Source organism: Ruegeria sp. Ofav3-42, from assembly GCF_022347725.1.
Taxonomy (GTDB): domain Bacteria; phylum Pseudomonadota; class Alphaproteobacteria; order Rhodobacterales; family Rhodobacteraceae; genus Ruegeria.
The window spans coordinates 62,065-79,554 of record NZ_JAKRGB010000003.1 but is presented as its reverse complement, the minus strand read 5'-3'; the positions used below and the strand labels follow the sequence as shown (position 1 = coordinate 79,554).

Genomic DNA, 17,490 nt, shown 5'->3' with positions numbered 1-17,490 from the left:
GCTATTGCTGCGGAAAAGCGGTAGGTCATCGGGCAAAAGCGACATTTTTTACCACTGCCGGAACGAAAGACAGCCCGACATGCGTAAAATCGACATCCCTCCGGTTTGGTTGCTGGGCTTTGCCGTGCTGGCGTGGCTGCAGGCGCGGCATATGCCGATGAGATTGTCACTGGACAGTGGGTTTACCGATCTTCTCAGCGGATTCCTGATTGGTGGCGGAGTGATTTTGATCGCGTTGGCCATCACCGAGTTTCGTCGTCATCGCACGACAATCATTCCGCATGAAACACCGACTTCGCTTGTTCAGTCGGGGATATTCAAACGCAGCCGAAACCCGATCTACGTTGGCGATGTGCTGATCCTTGCAGGGCTGATCCTGCGATTTGATGCTGTCCTTTCTCTGGTCTTGGTTCCGGTTTTCGTCTGGATCTTGGAACGACGTTTTATTCTGCCCGAGGAGGACCGTTTGCGCAGAACTTTTCGCGCAGATTTTGCCAGATACGAACGACAAACCCGCCGATGGATATGACGCGATGTTGCAATGACACAACGTAAATATGCTGCGCTTGCGAAATAATGTTGCGCAGGATACATGTTTGCTTAACAAACAATACCGACCACCCGCTCGGTCAGAGTGAAAATTAGGGGGACTGCCAGTGAAGATAGGCACACCAAAAGAGATACTGGACGGAGAGAACCGTGTCGCGATGACGCCTGACTCTGCCGTGCAGTTGCAGAAACTGGGCTATGAATGCCTGATCGAGAAAGGCGCTGGTGAGGCCGCTGGCTTTTCCGATGCAGCCTATGAGGCCGCGGGCGTTGAGATCGTCAAAACCGCCGCCTCGCTGTGGAAGACGGCGGATATTGTTGCCAAGGTGCGTCAACCCACCGAGACCGAGCTGAAGCGCCTGACAAAGGGCAAAACGCTGATCTCATTCTTCAATCCAGCCGGGAACGAAGAGGGGATGGAACTGGCTAAATCCAAGGGCGCGAACGTGATCGCCATGGAGATGGTCCCGCGAATCTCGCGCGCGCAGAAAATGGACGCGCTGTCGTCGATGGCCAATATCGCCGGTTATCGCGCGGTGATCGAGGCGGGCAACAACTTTGGCCGTTTCTTCACTGGTCAGGTAACGGCCGCTGGTAAAGTTCCACCTGCCAAGGTTCTGATCGTCGGTGCCGGTGTGGCCGGTCTGGCCGCCATCGGAACCTCGACCTCGCTGGGTGCGATCACCTACGCGTTCGACGTGCGCCCTGAAGTGGCGGAACAGGTCGAATCCATGGGTGCTGAATTCGTCTATCTGGACTTTGAAGACGACCAGCAGGACGGCGCCTCCACCGGCGGCTATGCCTCGGTTCAGTCGGAAGAGTTCCGCAACGCGCAGCTGGCCAAGTTCCGTGAGCTTGCGCCGGAAATGGACATCGTCATCACCACGGCGTTGATCCCGAACCGTGAAGCGCCTGAGCTTTGGACCAGGGACATGGTCGAAAGCATGAAGCCCGGCTCGGTCATCGTTGATTTGGCGGCGGAAAAAGGCGGCAACTGCAAGCTGACCGTACCGGATGAGAAGATCGTGACCGACAATGGCGTGACCATCATCGGTTATACCGACTTCCCCAGCCGGATGGCGGCGCAATCCTCGTCTCTCTATGCGACCAATATCCGCCACATGATGTCGGACCTGACGCCCGAAAAGGACGGTCAGGTCAATCACGACATGGAAGACGATGTGATCCGCGGTTCGACCGTGACCTATGAGGGCGAGATCACCTTCCCACCGCCACCGCCCAAAGTGCAGGCGATCGCGGCACAGAAAAAGCCCGAGGTCAAAGAACTGACCCCGGAAGAGAAAAAGGCGCAGGAAATCGCAGCCTTCAAGGCGCAGACCAAGCAGCAGTTTACCCTTTTGGGTGTCGGTGGTGCGCTGATGTTGTTGGTGGGGCTGATCGCTCCGGCCAGCTTCATGCAGCATTTCATCGTCTTCGTGTTGGCCATCTTTGTCGGCTTCCAGGTGATCTGGAATGTTGCACACTCGCTCCACACACCGCTGATGGCGATCACCAACGCGATCTCGTCGATCATCATCGTCGGGGCCCTGATGCAGATCGGATCGGGGTCGTTCCTTGTCATTCTGCTGGCGGCACTGTCCGTCTTCATGGCCGGGATCAACATCTTCGGCGGCTTCCTCGTAACCCGGCGCATGCTCGCCATGTTCCAGAAATCTTAAGGAGGCCGGGCACATGGAATTTGGCTTCACTACTGCCGCCTATGTCGTTGCGGCTGTTCTGTTCATCCTTTCGCTCGGCGGTCTGTCGAACCAGGAAAGCGCCAAGCGCGCTGTGTGGTACGGCATCGTCGGTATGGCGCTGGCGGTTTTTGCCACGCTAGTTGGCCCCGGCTCGGGCTTTTGGTTGCTGTCGCTGCTGCTGATCGCGGGCGGTGGTTTCATCGGCCAATACGTTGCGCAGCGCGTGCAGATGACCGAGATGCCACAGCTTGTTGCTGCGATGCACTCTCTGGTTGGTCTGGCGGCTGTGTTCGTCGGCTTCAACGCGCATTTTGAGATCGGCAATGTGGCGCAGGTCATGGCGATTGCCGACAGCGCGAAAGAGGCGGATCTGTCCGATCTGGGCGCTTTCGCCAAGCTCATCGCCAAGAAGACCTCGGCCGAGCTTGCGATCCTGCATGTCGAACTGTTCCTCGGCATCTTCATCGGTGCGATCACCTTTACCGGCTCAGTCGTGGCCTACGGCAAGCTGGCGGGTAAAGTGACCTCTGCGGCAACCAAGCTGCCCGGCGGTCATGCGTTGAACGCAGCGGCAGCCGGTCTCTCGCTGATCTGCCTGATCTGGTACACCTCAACCGGTGGACTGTTCCCGCTGATCCTGATGACCCTGGCCGCACTGTTCATCGGCTACCACCTGATCATGGGCATCGGCGGCGCCGACATGCCGGTGGTTGTCTCGATGCTGAACAGCTACTCGGGCTGGGCGGCCGCGGCGATTGGTTTCTCACTGGGCAACGACCTGCTGATCGTGGTCGGCGCGCTGGTGGGTTCGTCCGGTGCGATCCTGTCCTACATCATGTGTAAGGCGATGAACCGTCACTTTGTCAGTGTGATCCTGGGCGGCTTTGGTGGCCCGCAGGGTGAGCAGATGGCTGTCGAGGGTGAGCAGGTAGCGATCGACGCGGATGGTGTTGCGGCAGCTCTGAACGATGCCGACAGCGTTATCATCATCCCGGGCTATGGCATGGCCGTGGCGCAGGCGCAGCAATCGGTGTCCGAACTGGTCCGCAAACTGCGCGCAAAGGGCAAAGAGGTGCGTTTCGCGATCCACCCCGTTGCCGGTCGTCTGCCTGGCCACATGAACGTGCTGCTGGCCGAGGCGAAGGTGCCGTATGACATCGTTCTGGAGATGGACGAGATCAATGATGACTTCCCGGAAACGGATGTGGCCATCGTTATCGGTTCGAACGACATCGTGAACCCAGCGGCGCAGGAAGATCCCAACAGTCCCATCGCCGGTATGCCGGTTCTGGAATGCTGGAAGGCCAAGCAGGTCTTCGTGTCCAAGCGTGGTCAGGGCACCGGCTATTCGGGCATCGAAAACCCGCTGTTCTTCAAGGAGAACACCCGCATGTTCTACGGCGACGCCAAAGAGTCGCTGGACAAGCTGTTGCCGATGATCGACTGATCAAAGGGATCAACCAAATTGCAAAGGGCGCCTGCGGGCGCCCTTTTCTTTTTTGTCATGAAGGGGGCTTTGCCCCCTTACCCCCAAGGTATTTGCAGCCAGATGAAGCTGCTGGAGTGTGGTACGTTGGTTTGTGGTTATTATAGGCAGGAGTTTGGTGATGCAGAAAGTAAACGGTATTGGGGGGGTGTTCTTCCGTGCCCGTGATCCCGAAGCTTTGAGTGCGTGGTATGAAAAGCATCTGGGCGTCAATCACTTCGATCCTGTGCCATGGAAACAGCGCGAAGGGTACACGGTGTTTGCTCCGTTCGCGCAGGATACCGAGTATTTTGGGCGGGCCGAGCAGCAGTGGATGATAAACTTTCGGGTCGATGATCTGGCGGCCATGATTGCACAGCTGGAATCCGCCGGGATCGCCGTAGAGACGCGCGCCGAATGGGATAGCGAGGTGGGCAAGTTCGCCCGCGTTCACGATCCCGAAGGGAATCCAATCGAGCTGTGGCAGCCAAATCAATGAGATAGATGGATTGTATACTATCGTATCCTCGTAAGTATATGAAATAAAAAGATAATTGATGTATTTTGAAGGTGTCGTATAGTGCCTCGGACGAAACGGAGCCCTAAATGACGCCGATAGATGACCACCCGCTGCGCTATGCGTTGGCAAATGAACTGCACGCCCGTCCGTTCCCAGTGGCAGCGATGCCCTGCACGGTGGTCTTTCTGGCGATCAAGAAATCTGAAGCCGCCGTTGCGCGAGATCGTCGCGAAGATCTGGCTCATTTGATTGACCTGCTGGATCGTCACGGGGCGCAACACCCGCAACCGGACGCCACGCATTACGCAGGTCAGATCGGCCGCCATTGGTTGAAATGGGAACAACATACCGAGTTCGTGACCTACACCGCGATCTCTCAGAATGTCAGTGACCGGGCGTTCAACCCTGCCGACTTTGAGGTTTTCCCACCGGATTGGCTGATGGCCAGTCCCGGCCAAAGGGTGACATCGGCGATGGTGCGCGTCGTCGAACGGCAGAGCGATGAGGTTGTCAAATCCAAACTGTTGGACTGGTTTGAGCCCGAAAGCCTTGCCGTGGCCCGCGTGTTGGACGATGCTGCCATCTGCGCCAGCGATTTCCGGATAGATCCGGCGGGGCATATGCGCTTTGCGATGTTTGTGACGGAAGGTACCGGGCGGCGCAGGACGGGGCGGATCGTCCAGCGCCTGTGCGAGATCGAAACTTACAAGGCAATGTCCATGCTTGGATTTGCACGCGTCAAACAGCTTATGCCGCGTATCGGGGAATTGGATGGACAGCTTACCCGGCTAATGGGGCAAATGACCGACAACTCGGCGCAACCTGACAATCTGTTGCAGGACTTGCTTTCGACCTCGATCGAGCTTGAAACGCTGTCGGCTCAGTGTTCGTTCCGTTTTGGTGCGACCGGGGCTTATGAGGCAATCGTGAACCAACGGATCGAGGTCTTGCGCGAGGAACGGTTCCAGGGGGGACAGAACTTTGCCGACTTCATGATGCGCCGCTATGATCCCGCGATCCGCACGGTGAAGTCGACGGAACGCCGTCTGCAGGCGCTGTCCGACCGGGCCATTCGTGCGGGAGAGTTGTTGCGAACCCGTGTGGACGTTGAGCGTAGCGCCCAGAATCAGGCGCTGTTGGAAAGCATGGACCGACGCGCCGATCTGGCCCTGCGTCTGCAGCATACGGTCGAGGGGCTGTCGGTGGTCGCTATCAGCTATTACGCAGTGTCTCTGGTCAGCTACCTTCTTTATCCGCTCACCAAGGCCGGGATCAGCAAGGGGATGCTGACAGCAGCGGTGACGGTCCCGGTGGTTTTGGGTGTTTGGTTCGCCATCCGGCAAATTCGCAAAAGGCTGGAATAATCCATGTTTGCCTGAGGGCATTCAGCCTGTAGAACGACCGCATTTGACGCTTACATCTAAGGATTTCCCGTGATCGGAATCGTGGCAGCGTGGCGGGCCGTGGCCGCCATGTTTATTCTGAATGGTGCGCTGTTTGGCATCTGGGCTTCTCGCATTCCAGCAGTGCGGGATCGGTTGGACCTGACACATGAAGCGCTAGGTTATGGTCTGCTGTTCATGGCTGCAGGCGCTGTGTGTTCGTTTCCGATCACGGGGCGTCTGACCGACCGGTTCGGAGCTGTGGCGTTGACGCGGGTCATCGCCGTTCTGTACACGTTTTCGCTGATTTTTCTGGCCTTGGCCGGTGGGTTCTGGTCGCTGGCGATATTCCTGTTTGTGTTTGGCGCGTTTCACGGTTCGATGGACGTCGCAATGAACGCCTGGGCTGCTGAGGTCGAACAAACCTACAAAAAACCAGTCATGTCGTCGTTTCACGCGATGTGGAGCCTCGGGGCCGGACTGGGCGCACTCAGCGGGTTCGGGGCTGTGCAGATGGGCCTGAGTGTGATACAACATTTTCTTTTGGCCGGCGGCGTTGTCGTCGGTCTCGCGCTGATATTGTCATGGGTGTCGTGGACATCTCGCCGGGCGGTATCACCCACTGGTAAGGTTTTTGCGTTGCCATCGGGTGCATTGATCCTTGTCGGGTTCACGGCCCTGTGTGGCGCCTTAGGCGAAGGCGCCGTAGCTGATTGGAGCGCTATTTTCCTGAGAGACGCGACCGGCGCGACGGAAAGCATCGCGGCTTTGGGATATGCGGTGTTCTCGGTCGCGATGGTTGTGTTCCGGTTGGCAGGCGGTTTCGCAATCGCCCGACTCGGGCCGGTTGCAGTCGCCCGCTTTGGCGGAGTGTCTGCGGCGTTGGGTGTATTCTGCGTTGTGTCTGCCGCCGAGGCTGGGCTGGCGCTGACAGGTTTTGCTTTGATGGGGATCGGGTACGCGGTGATCATGCCGCTGGCTTTCAGTAGGGCAGCGAGCGATCCCAACGTGCCTCCTGGGCAGGCCATCGCCAGTGTAGCCACTTTGGGATACGGAGGGTTGCTGATTGGCCCGCCGCTTATTGGGTTTCTGGCAGAGATGCTTACATTGCGCTTAGCATTCATGGTTCTGCTGCCACTGGCTGTATTCATTGTCCTGTTATCCGGCGCGCTGCGGCCCGCCGATTTGGATTGAATGCGGTCGCTCCTGTAACGAGGCAGAGAGCCGGAAAAAACCAAAGCTGGGAGAAGAGCATGCCGATCAAAAACCGCTTCGCCGAATTGCAGGGCGAAATTACAGAATGGCGGCGCGACATTCACGAGAACCCCGAGATTCTGTTCGAAACGCACCGCACCAGTGCGCTGGTCGCCGACAAGCTGCGAGAGTTCGGTTGTGATGAGGTCGTGACGGGTATTGGACGTACCGGCGTCGTTGGTGTGATCAAAGGCAAGACCGATACAAGCGGCAAAGTGATCGGCCTGCGGGCGGATATGGATGCGTTGCCGATTCACGAGGCGACGGGTCTGGACTATGCCTCGAAAACCGACGGGGCGATGCATGCCTGCGGGCATGATGGGCATACTGCGATGCTGCTTGGTGCGACGAAATACTTGTCCGAAACGCGGAATTTTGACGGAACCGTCATCGTTATCTTCCAGCCTGCCGAAGAAGGCGGTGGCGGTGGACGTGAAATGTGCGAGGACGGCATGATGGACCGCTGGGGCATTCAGGAGGTCTATGGCATGCACAACTGGCCGGGGCGCCCGGTGGGCAGCTTCGCAATTCGGCCCGGCGCCTTTTTCGCGGCAACGGACCAATTCGATATTACCTTCGAAGGTAAAGGTGGGCACGCCGCCAAACCCCATGAAACCGTCGACACCACCGTGATGGCCGCGCAGGCTGTTTTGGCTTTGCAGACCATTGCGTCGCGGAACGCAGACCCGATTGATCGCATTGTGGTTTCTGTAACGTCATTCGAAACGTCTTCAAACGCGTTCAACGTGATCCCGCAGACGGTGAAGATCAAAGGGACTGTCCGCACCATGAGCAAGGAAATGCGCGATCTGGCCGAAAAGCGCATTCACGCGATCTGTAACGGTATCGCCACGACGTTCGAAGGCGCAGTCGATGTGACCTATTACCGGGGTTATCCGGTGATGGTGAACAGCGATGAACAGACCGACTTTGCCGCTGACGTTGCGCGTTCGGTTTCAGGCAGCTGCGATGAGGCTCCGTTGATCATGGGAGGCGAGGATTTTGCCTTTATGCTTGAAGAACGCCCGGGAGCCTACATCCTTGTCGGCAATGGTGACACGGCCGCCGTGCATCATCCGGAGTACAACTTCAATGACGAGGCTATTCCGGCCGGGTGCAGTTGGTGGGCGGAAATCGTCGAGCAGCGGATGCCCGCGGCCTGATGGTTCGGACAGATGGGGGCTCTGACCCCACACCCCCGAGGTATTTCCAGCCAGATGAAGAGGGATCTTCGATCGGTCAGGTAAGGTTGAGGTTATTGCACAAAGCGTCGATCACGCCGTCCAGCGCGGATTTCTGAGTGTTCACGCAGGACTTTGCCGCTGCCCGGGCTTTGTGCAAAGCGGCGTCGTCGGACAGCCAGTTGGCGACGGCCCCGGATAGCTGAGTTGCAGAGTTGACCTCGGTCGCGCCCCCGCTGTCAATCAGCGGTGCGAAGGTTTCCGCGAAGTTGAAATAGCCGGGGCCTGTAATCACGGCAGCGCCGGCCTGTGCGGGTTCAAACGGATTGTGACCGCCGATTTCCCGGAGTGACCCGCCCAGGAAAACGATCGGGCACAGAGCGTACCAGGTTCCCGTCTCGCCCAGAGTGTCAGCAACGTAGACCTGCGTTTGTGCGTTGATCTTTTCACTCTTGGAGCGGAATGCAGCTGATTGCCCAGCAGAGTTAAGCAGATCGGTAACTTCCCCCCGTCGCTCGGGGTGGCGGGGGATGAGCAGCAGCAACAGGTCGGGCCGGCGGTTGAGCAGTTCGGCATGGGCCGCCAGAACGGTTTCTTCCTCACCAACATGCGTAGAACTGGCGATCCAGATCGGGCGACCGGCGATTTGCGCGCGGATATCGTCCACCGTGGCCTGATCTATCGGAAGAGGGTCCGACATCGCCTTGAGATTGGTGCCCGGCTGTACCCGCTCAGCGTTCGCGCCCATGTCGATCAGGTTTTTCGCTGTTTGGTCATTTTGGGTCAGGAACAGCGTGAAGTGGTCCAGAATGAACCGGGCGGTTTGGGGGCGTTTCTTCCAACCCTCGACTGACTTTTTCGATAGACGCGCATTGAGCAGAGCCAGCGGAACGCCCCGATTGGACGCTTTAACGATTAGACGGGGCCAGATTTCGCTTTCGACAAAGATGCCTGCGTCCGGACGCCAGTGGTCCAGAAAACGCTGCACCGGGCCAGCGGTATCCAGTGGCGGGTATTGGTGGCGCGTGCGTGGCGGCATCCGTTTTTCGATCAGCGCGGCAGAGGTGGGAGTGCCGGAGGTGATTAGAAACTCTGCATCAGGCGAGCGCTCGCCCAGACGTTTGATCAGGCTTATGACCGACAGTGTCTCGCCCACGCTGGCTGCATGGAACCAGATCAGCCGCCCATCCGGGCGGGGTAGACTGGCATGGCCTAAGCGCTCCTGTTGCCGGGTGTCTGGGACGTCTGCGGCTTGTAGTTTTTTGCGAACCGTGCGCCAGACCAGGGGACCCGCAACAGAAGTCAGGCCGCAATACAATTGGTACAGCAGCGTTGGCCGGTCAGATCGGGCTGGCACGTCAGCCGCCTGTGTGGCTCATGTGGCGGCTCATCTGGCCGTCGACCGCCTGGCGCGAATAGTCGAAATCGTGCCCTTTGGGTTTGAGGTTGATCGCCGAACGGATAGCGTCCTCAAGCGGTTGGTCCGTATCGGGGTGATCCCGCAATGCACCGCGCAGATCGGCCATATCCTCTTGTCCAAGGCACATGTACAGCTCACCCGTGCAGGTCAGGCGCACCCTGTTGCAGCTTTCGCAGAAGTTATGGGACAAAGGCGTGATGAAGCCAATCTTTTGGCCCGTATCCTCTAGCCGTACATAGCGTGCAGGGCCGCCGGTGCGTTCCGCAAGATCTGTCACTGCATAGTGGTTTTCGTATTCCTTGCGCACGTCCTTTAGCGACCAGTACTGGTCCAGGCGATCCTCGTTGCCGATATCACCCATCGGCATGACCTCGATCCAGGTCAGGTCCATGTCACGCTCGGCGCACCATTCTGTGATCTTGGGCAGTTCCGGTTCGTTGAAGCCCTTCAGGGCCACGGCATTTATCTTGATCCGCAGACCAGCCTTTTGGGCGGCATCGATACCGGTCAGCACCTGCTTCAGTCGGCCCCAGCGCGTGACTTTGGAAAACTTATCCTCGTCCAGCGTGTCCAGCGAGACATTAACCCGACGCACACCGGCAGCGTACAGATCATCGGCAAAGCGATGCAGCTGCGAACCGTTGGTGGTCAGCGTCAGCTCTTTCAGCGCCCCGCTTTCCAGGTGACGGGTCATCGAGTTGAAAAACGTCATTATGTTGCGACGCACCAGAGGCTCGCCACCGGTGATGCGCAGCTTTTCGACGCCCATGTTCACGAAGGTCGAGCACATGCGGTCCAGCTCTTCCAGAGTCAGCAAGTCTTTCTTGGGCAGAAAGGTCATGTCCTCGGACATGCAATAGACACAGCGGAAATCGCAGCGATCCGTTACGGATACGCGGAGATAGGTGATAGCACGTGCAAACGGGTCGATGAGCGGAGCAGTCATGCGACATAGGTAAAGCTGCAACCGCCCTGCGGCAAGGGCGAACTGTGCTTTGCGCTGGTACAGATGAGCGCAGGACGGTAGGCTTGCGTCATGAGGTATGCGTTTTTGGCTTTTATTGTTCTGGTGGCGGGATGTGACACCGTGCGGTCGACAACTGACCGTGTCTTTGGTGGTGAGAAGACACCCGAAGAAGCAGAATCCGCCGCTGTGGAAGAGGTGGTAGAGCCACAGCCCGTCGCAGTCACAGCGGACGGATGGGTCGGGCCAAAGACCACAATCGCGGGGTTGGGCGACCCAACAACGCCGGGTCGTTGGCTGGAAACGCCGCTGGTCGAGACCGAAATCACGGGTCGGGTCGTCGTGCCCAGAACTGGCGCGCAGGCATACATTACTCTGGTTCCAGCCTCTGGCCCGGCTGGGGGCGGAAGCCGTCTTTCACTGGATGCGATGCGGGCGTTGTTGCTGCCGTTTGATGAGCTGGTCGAGTTGGAAATCTATTCCAACTAACCCTTCAGATATTTACCGGCCTCCTTTCGCGCAAAGGGTTTCATCGCCTCTCCGTGCGTATCGAGAAAGACAATCACGCGGTCCGGATCGTGCTTGGACAGCTCGCGCAGCCACCAGGCGATAGATTTCTGAATAAACCAATCCCGGTCAGACACAAATCCTGCGGCCCAGCCGAGAATTCGGTCGCGGCGTGTCAGGTCATCAGGCTTTGGGTGGTTTTGCTTGGTCCAGGGCAGGGTGGCCACCAGCACTGCGCGCCGTGACCACATGTGGTCCGAGGTTGTCCACGCTTCTACCTGATCCAACCGCGTCGGCTCGGCCGACAAACGCTTTTGCATCGCCATGCAGGCGTGGTCCGCAACGGCCCAAGCATCAAAATCGGGTAGCCAGCTTTGCAACAGGTCCCACACTGCGTCGTCCGGTCGGATGCGGGCCTGCGTCAGCAGTTTCGCAGCGGCGAGGCGGCCTTCGTGGATATTCGTCTGCCACAGCGAATCCGCAAGGCCCACGCGCGCGGCGACATCCAATTCCTGTCGCCATGCTTTGGTGAGGTCATTCAGGATAGGATTGGCCACGCCCAAATAGGGGCGCTCGACCTTGTGATACGCGGCCATCTGTTCACTGCGCTCTGGATCGGAGTGAGCCTTTATCTGGTCCAGATAGGTTTCAAGCATCAAACAGCTCAGGTCAAGGAACGCGTAGGTTTGCCATCTATGGTCTGATGGTTTTTTTCAACCCAATAGGATTGGATCTGCTCGTCAGACTTGCCATCGACCCACTTTTGCATCGTGTCCCGTTCGGATTGGTACTCCATGAAAGGAACGGCATAGCCGCACGAGGTCTGAACCAGATCGATGTCCAGATCATAGATTTGCCGGGCGCTGCGGTGGGTCGGGAACAGATCGGCCAATTTGTCCCAGTCTTCGTCACCGACATGCAGAGTATGTGCGGTCCCGTAGGTGCGCAGGATCATTGGCCGCGTCGTGAACGAGCACCACATCAGCGTCATTCGATTGACCTCGAGCAGATGCCCTGCGGTTTCGTTACCGCTGCCGGTCAGGTTCATCCAAGCAATCCGGTTCGGGCCAAGAACACGCAGAGAATCCATGCCTTTGGGCGAGATATTGACCCGCCCATCCGGCGCCGCTGTGCCAACGAAGAACAGATGCTGTTCTTCGATGAACTTGCGCTTTGCATCATCCAGTTCCGCGAATTGCTTGGCCATGATTCACTCCACCGTAACGGATTTCGCCAGATTGCGTGGCTGGTCCACATCGGTGCCCTTGGCCACCGCTGTGTGATAGGCCAGCAGTTGAGCTGGTACCGAGTACAGGATCGGCGCAAGGCTTGGGTGAACATACGGCATCCGGATCACGCTCCAGACGCCATCTTCAGCCTCGGCAATGCCATCGTCGTCTGAGACGAGGATGACCTTACCCTTGCGCGCCATCACCTCTTGCATGTTCGACACGGTCTTATCAAACAACGTGTCGCGCGGGGCCATGACGACCACTGGCATATTCTTGTCGATCAGAGCGATGGGTCCATGCTTCAGTTCACCCGATGCATAACCTTCGGCATGGATGTAGCTGATTTCCTTGAGTTTCAATGCCCCTTCCATCGCCAGCGGATACATCAGCCCACGCCCCAGGAACAGAACATCTCGGGCCTCAGACAGGCGCTGAGCGGACGTCTTGATGGCCGGGTTCTGATCCAACGCTGCATTCAACACCGTTGGCAGTCCGCGCAACGCGGCATAGTGGTCGGCCAGTTTCTCGTCGGTCAGCGTGCCGCGATCCGCAGCCGCCTTGAGCGCCAGCATCAAAAGAACGCTCAGCTGACATGTGAACGCCTTGGTCGAAGCCACGCCGATCTCAACGCCAGCATGGATAGGAAGGGCAATATCGCTTTCGCGCGCAATCGAGCTTTCGGGGACGTTGACGACCGAAACGATCTTGTCCGCCTTGCCCTCGCAGTACCGGAGTGCCGCCAGAGTGTCGGCGGTCTCACCCGATTGACTGACGAACAGCGCGGCTGTGCGATCACTGATAGGCGGCTCACGATAGCGGAATTCGCTGGCGATATCGACCTCGACCGGCATTTGCGCCAGTTGCTCGAACCAGTATTTCGCGGTCAGGCATGCGTAAAATGCCGTGCCGCAGGCCACCATGGTCAAACGATCCAGCTTGGCGAAATCCAGATCGGTGTCCGGCAGAACCACTTGATCGCCGCCGCTGGGCAGGTAGGACCGGATCGCGTCGGCAATCACCACGGGCTGTTCCGCAATTTCCTTAGACATGTAGTGCTTGTGGCCGTTCTTGCCGGTACGCGTATGATCCAGCTTGATCCGACGCGTTTCACGGTTCGCCAGTTCACCCTCTTCGTTGCGAATTTCCAGAGAGTTTCGGGTCAGTACCGCACGGTCGCCTTCCTCAAGATAGGTTATGCGATCGGTCAGTGGAGCCAGCGCGATGGCGTCTGAACCTACATACATCTCGCCATCTCCGTGCCCGACGGCTAGTGGTGATCCTTTACGTGCAGCGATAATCAGGTCGTCCTGCCCATCGAAAAGGAAGGCCAAAGCAAACGCACCTTCCAGTCGGTCGATGGTCTTGAACGCGGCTTGAACGGGAGAAAGGCCAGTCTCCAGGTAGTGTTCGGTCAACAGAGCGACGGTTTCGGTATCGGTTTCAGTCGTGAAATCAATCCCATGCTCAGCTAGTTCCTCACGCAGCTCTCGATAGTTTTCGACAATACCGTTATGCACAACGGCCACTGGTCCGGCTTTGTGTGGGTGTGCGTTGGTGACTGAAGGCGCTCCGTGTGTGGCCCAACGTGTGTGACCAATACCAGATTTTCCGGGCAGGGGATTATGAACCAGCAAATCGCTGAGGTTGACCAGCTTGCCCACCGCCCTGCGCCGTTGAAGTTTGCCGTCATTGACAGTAGCGATCCCGGCACTGTCGTAGCCGCGATACTCCAGTCGCTTTAGTGCCTCCACCAGGGTGGGCGCGGCCTCGTGCTCGCCCAGTACACCAACAATACCACACATAAATTAGGCTCCTTTGTTTCGGCGTGCTTTCTTCGCCTTCAACATATCAAATAATTTCTTTGCATAACCGGGCTTATTTTCCTGCTTGGCCCGTGCCATGGCCAGAGCGTCGGGTTCGACATCGCGTGTAACAACCGTGCCAGCGGCTGTCATCGCACCGTCACCCACATTCACCGGTGCCACCAGCATTGTGTTCGAGCCAACAAAGACGTTTTCACCAATCGTTGTACGGTGTTTGTTAAAGCCGTCATAGTTGCAGGTGATCGTGCCTGCGCCGATATTGGATTTTGCTCCAACAATAGAGTCGCCGATGTAACTCAAATGGTTAACTTTCGCACCTTCGGCGATTTCAGTGTTCTTCAGTTCGACGAAATTGCCGATACGCGTGTTTTCTGCCAATTCCGTACCTGGGCGCAATCGGGCATGCGGCCCAACGATTGAACCTCTGCTTATGTGGCAGCCTTCAAGGTGTGAAAACGACCGGATTGTTGCGCCGCTTTCAACAGTGACGCCCGGTCCGAAAACGACATTGGGTTCGATAACAGTGTCTCGTCCAATAATCGTGTCGGCGGCCAAGTACACAGTTTCCGGTGCCATCAACGTTACGCCCAGCGCCAGGAGTTCGCCGCGAGCACGTGCCTGGAATTCCGCGTCTGCCGCAGCAAGATCAGCGCGAGAGTCCACACCCAAAGTTTCTGCCTCGTCGCATTTGATAGCAGTGGCTGAAAGCCCGCGTGCATTGGCCAGAGATACGACTTCCGTCAGGTAATACTCACCCGTGGCATTGTCATTGCCGATCTGGTCAATCAGTTCGAACAGCAGTTTTGCGTTGCAGGTCAGAAGCCCGCTATTAGTAAAGCGGATTGCACGCTGCTCCTCGGTTGCTTCTTTATATTCGACTACTTTCGTCAACCGGTCGCCATCCATGATCAATCGGCCATAACGCGGTTGAACTTCGGCAATATCAAAACCAAGCATGACCAGGTCGAATGAGGCGCGCGCCTCGATCATGCGTTCCAACGTTCTTGGGTCGATAAACGGAGTGTCGCCATAAAGGACAATGACATCGCCTTCGAAACCTTCAAGCGCATCGCGCGCCTGAGCAACGGCATGCGCCGTTCCCAATTGTTCTTCCTGCACAACGATCTGAGCTGTTTCATCCTCGGCATTGGCGACCTCGGCGACGGCCTCTGAACCGTGACCGGTGACAATAACAGTCCGCTCGGGCGACAGAACGGCACCTGCGCGCATTGCGTGGACCAACATCGGGGTTTGGGCAATCGGGTGTAGAACTTTTGGGGTATCCGAATTCATCCTGGTGCCTTTTCCGGCGGCAAGGATGACAAGGGCAATACTCATGAAATCGATTTCTCTTTGTGTTTTTTCGCCGCCCGTTTTATCCGCTGAGTTCAAAGGCGCAAGCGGTACGGGCATCAAACAAGATTGCCGTTTGCAACACTTACGGCGAAGACCCGCCGAATTAGGAGGCAATATGCGTACGGTAATCTTTGATCTGGACGGGACTTTGGCCGATACATCGGGCGATCTTCTGGCCGCAGCCAACCACTGTTTCCGCCATATGGGTCACGGCGACGTACTGGTTCATGGAGAGGACGCGGCGATTGCCTTGCGTGGGGGGCGAATGATGCTGACGCATGGCCTGAAAAGGGTTGGTGCGTACGATGATGCGACCGTTCAGGCCTACTATCCGATGCTGCTGAACGCTTATTCTGAAGATATCGATACGCATACGCAGTTCTATCCCGGTGCGCTTGATGCGGTTGAGGGGTTGAGAGCTGCGGGCTACGGTGTTGGCATCTGTACAAATAAACCCGAGGCTTTGGCGCATCAGTTGCTCACTCAGATGGGCGTGCGGGATCAGTTTGCTTCGCTGGTGGGGGCAGACACTTTGCCAGTACGCAAGCCTGACCCGGAACCTTTGCGCGAGGCCGCCCGCCGGGCAGGTGGGCACCCTGATCTATGTGTGCTGATCGGCGATTCTGACACGGATCGGAACACGGCCCGTGCTGCAGGCGTGCCTTCGGTACTGGTCACGTTTGGCCCGTCGGGCGCCGATATGGCTGAGCTGGAACCCGAAGCATTGCTCCACCATTTCGATGATCTGCCGGGATTGGTGGCAGAGTTGATTGGCGTGGCCGCGCAATCCCTTGACCCAAACGTCTTGCAGGACCAGAACAATCCCATGACAGAGACATTCACCGGCAGTTTTACCCAACAGGAACCCATCCCCGAAGAGGCGGTTGAGGCCGCCCTGGCCGTTTTGCGGCACGGGCGTTTGCACCGCTACAACGTTGTTCCCGGAGAACTGGGTGAAACGGCGCTTTTGGAACAGGAATTTGCCGCCCAAATGGGGGCGAAATACTGTCTGGCCGTGTCGTCGGGCGGGTATGCGCTGGCCACTGCATTGCGGGCTGTAGGTATAAAGCCGGGCGATCAGGTTCTGACCAATGCATTCACTTTGGCACCTGTGCCGGGGTCAATCGCCTCGGTCAACGCGCGCCCGGTTTTTGTGGGCGTGACCGAAGACTTGACGATCGATCTGGATGATCTTGAGGCCAAGCTGGATCAGGCGCGCGTTCTGATGCTCAGCCATATGCGCGGGCATCTTTGTGACATGGACCGGCTGATGAAAATGTGTGACGCCGCTGGTGTGATCGTGATCGAGGATTGCGCCCACACGATGGGTGCCGCGTGGCGCGGGCAGCTGTCGGGCCGACAGGGAGCGATCGGCTGTTATTCGTGTCAGACCTACAAACACGTCAATTCGGGTGAGGGCGGGCTGCTGATTACCGATGACGAGGAGCTGGCGGCAAAGGCAACGATGTTGTCGGGGTCGTACATGCTGTATGAGCGGCACCTTGCTGCGCCGGGGCCTGACGTGTTTGAGCGGATCAAATACAACACGCCCAATGTTTCGGGCCGGATGGACAACTTGCGCGCGGCAATCCTGCGCCCGCAATTGCGGGATCTGAACCGGCAGGTTGAGCGCTGGAATGAACGCTATTTCGAGATCGAAAAAGGCCTGCGCGGAACGCCTGGCCTAACCATAGTCGAACGCCCCGAGGCCGAGACATTCGTGGGGTCTTCAATCCAGTTCTTGTTGCTGGATTGGTCGCCGGAGCGGGTAAACGAAGTGATCAAGCGCTGTGCTGCGCGCGGGGTCGAGCTCAAGTGGTTTGGCGGTGCCGAACCGTCGGGGTTCACGTCGCGCTATGACAGCTGGCGATATGCCGACAGTTCGCCAATGCCCAAAAGTGACCGTATCCTTGCCGGGATCGTGGATATGCGCGTCCCGCTGACCTTTTCGCTGGAGGACTGCGACCTGATTGCCCGGATCATCCGGGCAGAGGTCAGCGCCGTCTATCAGTCGTAGCCCAATCGAGTGCGCGTGACGCGCACGCTTATTTCTTGGAAACCGCCGCCCCGATCCGGGCGGCGGTTTGTTTTTGGGATGCTGTCGTTGACCCCTTTCAGATTCGCTGCTATTTATTGA

15 protein-coding genes and 1 pseudogene are annotated in these 17,490 nt (G+C 57.8%); 10 read left to right on the top strand and 6 right to left on the bottom strand.

What is annotated here, in order from left to right:
• Positions 1-79 precede the first annotated feature (79 nt).
• From MHN28_RS05720 to MHN28_RS05690, 7 genes are all read left to right on the top strand, one after another.
• Positions 80-529: an isoprenylcysteine carboxylmethyltransferase family protein gene (locus MHN28_RS05720; protein ID WP_239337025.1), complete on the top strand. Its 450-nt coding sequence runs from the start codon at positions 80-82 to the stop codon at positions 527-529.
• A 127-nt stretch (positions 530-656) separates the two neighbouring features.
• On the top strand, positions 657-2,228 hold the full coding sequence (locus MHN28_RS05715) for a Re/Si-specific NAD(P)(+) transhydrogenase subunit alpha (RefSeq protein WP_239337024.1): 1,572 nt from the start codon (positions 657-659) through the stop codon (positions 2,226-2,228).
• Between the two features lie 13 nt (positions 2,229-2,241).
• Positions 2,242-3,696 (top strand): NAD(P)(+) transhydrogenase (Re/Si-specific) subunit beta, encoded by a 1,455-nt coding sequence (locus tag MHN28_RS05710; RefSeq protein WP_239337023.1) that lies wholly within the window; start codon positions 2,242-2,244, stop codon positions 3,694-3,696.
• A 160-nt stretch (positions 3,697-3,856) separates the two neighbouring features.
• On the top strand, positions 3,857-4,213 hold the full coding sequence (locus MHN28_RS05705; RefSeq protein ID WP_239337021.1) for a VOC family protein: 357 nt from the start codon (positions 3,857-3,859) through the stop codon (positions 4,211-4,213).
• Positions 4,214-4,320: 107 nt separating this feature from the next.
• Positions 4,321-5,598, top strand: a complete 1,278-nt coding sequence (locus MHN28_RS05700) for a DUF3422 family protein (RefSeq protein ID WP_239337018.1) — start codon at positions 4,321-4,323, stop codon at positions 5,596-5,598.
• A gap of 69 nt (positions 5,599-5,667) precedes the next feature.
• Positions 5,668-6,810 carry an MFS transporter gene (locus MHN28_RS05695; protein WP_239337016.1) on the top strand — a complete coding sequence of 381 codons (1,143 nt, stop codon included), beginning with the start codon at positions 5,668-5,670 and terminating at the stop codon, positions 6,808-6,810.
• 59 nt (positions 6,811-6,869) lie between these two features.
• Positions 6,870-8,033, top strand: a complete 1,164-nt coding sequence (locus MHN28_RS05690) for a M20 aminoacylase family protein (RefSeq protein WP_239337014.1) — start codon at positions 6,870-6,872, stop codon at positions 8,031-8,033.
• A gap of 76 nt (positions 8,034-8,109) precedes the next feature.
• Here the strand turns inward: MHN28_RS05690 and MHN28_RS05685 are convergent, their stop codons facing one another.
• Positions 8,110-9,408, bottom strand: a complete 1,299-nt coding sequence (locus MHN28_RS05685; protein WP_239337012.1) for a 3-deoxy-D-manno-octulosonic acid transferase — start codon at positions 9,406-9,408, stop codon at positions 8,110-8,112.
• Between the two features lies 1 nt (position 9,409).
• Positions 9,410-10,417: a GTP 3',8-cyclase MoaA gene (gene moaA / locus MHN28_RS05680; RefSeq protein ID WP_239337010.1), complete on the bottom strand. Its 1,008-nt coding sequence runs from the start codon at positions 10,415-10,417 to the stop codon at positions 9,410-9,412.
• Positions 10,418-10,507: 90 nt separating this feature from the next.
• Here moaA and MHN28_RS05675 point away from each other — a divergent pair, with 90 nt between their 5' ends.
• The gene (locus tag MHN28_RS05675; protein WP_239337009.1) at positions 10,508-10,924 is read left to right on the top strand and encodes a hypothetical protein; all 417 of its coding nucleotides are present in this window, start codon (positions 10,508-10,510) and stop codon (positions 10,922-10,924) included.
• Here the strand turns inward: MHN28_RS05675 and MHN28_RS05670 are convergent.
• Genes MHN28_RS05670 through glmU form a run of 4 tightly spaced genes read right to left on the bottom strand, consistent with a single transcriptional unit; the run spans position 10,921 to position 15,335 of the window.
• Positions 10,921-11,598 carry a DNA alkylation repair protein gene (locus tag MHN28_RS05670; RefSeq protein ID WP_239337008.1) on the bottom strand — a complete coding sequence of 226 codons (678 nt, stop codon included), beginning with the start codon at positions 11,596-11,598 and terminating at the stop codon, positions 10,921-10,923. The genes MHN28_RS05675 and MHN28_RS05670 overlap by 4 nt on opposite strands.
• Before the next feature lie 8 nt (positions 11,599-11,606).
• Positions 11,607-12,149 (bottom strand): pyridoxamine 5'-phosphate oxidase family protein, encoded by a 543-nt coding sequence (locus MHN28_RS05665; RefSeq protein WP_239337007.1) that lies wholly within the window; start codon positions 12,147-12,149, stop codon positions 11,607-11,609.
• 3 nt (positions 12,150-12,152) lie between these two features.
• Positions 12,153-13,976, bottom strand: a complete 1,824-nt coding sequence (gene glmS, locus MHN28_RS05660) for a glutamine--fructose-6-phosphate transaminase (isomerizing) (protein ID WP_239337006.1) — start codon at positions 13,974-13,976, stop codon at positions 12,153-12,155.
• A gap of 3 nt (positions 13,977-13,979) precedes the next feature.
• A complete protein-coding gene (gene glmU, locus MHN28_RS05655) occupies positions 13,980-15,335 on the bottom strand; it encodes a bifunctional UDP-N-acetylglucosamine diphosphorylase/glucosamine-1-phosphate N-acetyltransferase GlmU (protein ID WP_239337004.1) in 1,356 nt (451 codons plus the stop codon).
• Between the two features lie 133 nt (positions 15,336-15,468).
• Here glmU and MHN28_RS05650 point away from each other — a divergent pair.
• Positions 15,469-16,131 (top strand): annotated as a pseudogene (locus tag MHN28_RS05650) (HAD-IA family hydrolase); the annotation flags it as partial.
• Positions 16,132-16,179: 48 nt separating this feature from the next.
• The gene (locus MHN28_RS05645) at positions 16,180-17,370 is read left to right on the top strand and encodes a DegT/DnrJ/EryC1/StrS aminotransferase family protein (protein WP_239337663.1); all 1,191 of its coding nucleotides are present in this window, start codon (positions 16,180-16,182) and stop codon (positions 17,368-17,370) included.
• The last annotated feature ends 120 nt before the right edge of the window (positions 17,371-17,490 follow it).